This window comes from Streptococcus sp. 4094 (genome assembly GCF_013277125.1).
In the GTDB taxonomy this organism is placed as follows: domain Bacteria; phylum Bacillota; class Bacilli; order Lactobacillales; family Streptococcaceae; genus Streptococcus.
In genome coordinates this window covers 1-1697 of sequence record NZ_VMMI01000078.1, presented here as the reverse complement: position 1 = coordinate 1697, position 1697 = coordinate 1, and the positions used below count along the sequence as shown (strand labels likewise).

Annotated in this window: 3 protein-coding genes; all 3 read left to right on the top strand. The window is 44.4% G+C overall.

Going from position 1 to position 1697, the window contains the following annotated elements; genetic code table 11:
• Positions 1 to 25 precede the first annotated feature (25 nt).
• The 3 genes from HT721_RS10815 to HT721_RS10805 are packed head-to-tail and all read left to right on the top strand — an operon-like array spanning position 26 to position 1668.
• A complete protein-coding gene (locus HT721_RS10815) occupies positions 26 to 511 on the top strand; it encodes a hypothetical protein (RefSeq protein ID WP_173214576.1) in 486 nt (161 codons plus the stop codon).
• 6 nt (positions 512 to 517) lie between these two features.
• Positions 518 to 838 (top strand): hypothetical protein, encoded by a 321-nt coding sequence (locus HT721_RS10810; protein WP_173214578.1) that lies wholly within the window; start codon positions 518 to 520, stop codon positions 836 to 838.
• Positions 839 to 843: 5 nt separating this feature from the next.
• Positions 844 to 1668: a collagen-like protein gene (locus HT721_RS10805; protein ID WP_173214580.1), complete on the top strand. Its 825-nt coding sequence runs from the start codon at positions 844 to 846 to the stop codon at positions 1666 to 1668.
• Positions 1669 to 1697: the final 29 nt, after the last annotated feature.

The following is a 1697-nucleotide window of genomic DNA, read 5'->3' as shown; positions in this document are numbered from 1 at the left end:
GTAGATGATTAGAAAGAGGTTCAGAATGGGTTGTAACAAACGTAGAGTTAATACAACCAATTTGGCTCGAACTGATGGTGGCGACCTTATTAAGCAAGGGGATTTGTCTTCTACTTTTGGATTTGAATTGTTAGACGAGAATTACCGTGTTATGACCTCATTTGAGGGGCAAGAAGCGGTTGTTACTCTAACAAAGGGACAACGCAGGTGGAAGACAACCGCTCCCGTCACTAGCCATTCTGTCAATTTTAATTTAGATAGTATTCTACCGAGCGGAAAGTACCGAGTAGAAATCTCGGTTGGAGGGTATATCTTCCCAAGCGATCGAGATACTTATATTGAAATTGAAGACTCAGATAAAGAATTGGTTACGGAAGAAGTCCATGCTTTAAAAGAGCTGGATATTGCAAAAGAAGTCGAAAAACAGCTTGCAGGTAGAACTGTAGGCGAGAGCCCAGCAGGTCATGAATTGCCAGACCTGCTCTTTTATTACAATTTAGGAAAGGTGTAACACAAAATGGATACTACAAAATTAACAGCATTCGCGCAGGCAGTGGGGGAAGATAACAAAAAGGTAAACGAAGAGCTGAAAACGAAAGTCAGCACGTCTGACATGAACCAAGCAATTACCCGTGCTAAATCCGAGGTTAAGGCTGAAATCTTGGGTGAGGGAACGCCTGAAAATCTTGATACGTTGAAAGAAATCGCAGAAAAAATCACGAGCATGGGGCAAGACGAAAACGGCGCACTTCTTGGCAAAGTAACTGAAGTCAGCGGACGTGTAGACCAGATTGCCAATGTTGATTTGGTCGCAACCTATAACGCAGCGAAAGCGTGAGTGCTATGAGTAACCTTGAAAATCTAGCAACAGCTATTGGTAGGGATGTCAAGGCGATCAAAGAAGATTCAGAGTTAAAGGATAGGGAAGTCCAGGAAAGACTGGACTCTCTTGAGAGTAGACCGAGAGTCAATCCAGAAACCCTCGTTACAAAAGCGGAGCTGGAAGAGAAAGGCTACTTGACCTCCCACCAAGACTTGTCTACTTATGCCCAAAAATGGGAGTTGTACAATGATATCCCCATCAAGGCTAGGATTTCCGCCTTGGAAAATCGCCCGTCATTTGACAATCTGACCTCCAGTCAGAGAGAAAGCTTAAAAGGGGAAAATGGGCATAGCTTAAATGCCAATGTACGTATCGAAGGAAGCTATCGAAACGGTGCGACTAGTCAGTTGAATTTGATCGCGGACGTCTACTATGACGGGACACGGTTAACCAGTGGCTATACTCTTGATTATTACTACCGTGGTTTTGGCAATAATAGCTGGGGTGTTTTGAGAAATCAAACGCCTGATGCAAATGGTAAATTTGGTCAGTGGAATGCTACTCAGCGCTCTGGTGGCTGGTTTGAGGTCTACATAGTTGTAACGCACAACGGCATTAAAGCAGCTGCTAGCACACGTCTTGATAATGTCAGTGACGGTGCAACAGGTCCAGCTGGTGCACGAGGCGCTGATGGCGCTAGAGGACGTGACGGAGCGCCCGGCCAAAACATCATCAACCAAAACGGTGGGCAAGCCTTGAAATATTGGGTTGGTACAAAGGCTCAATATGAAGCTATCAGAACGAAAGACCCCCATACTATCTATGATGTGTATGAACCAAAATAGAAAGGAAACAACATATGACACAATTTAAC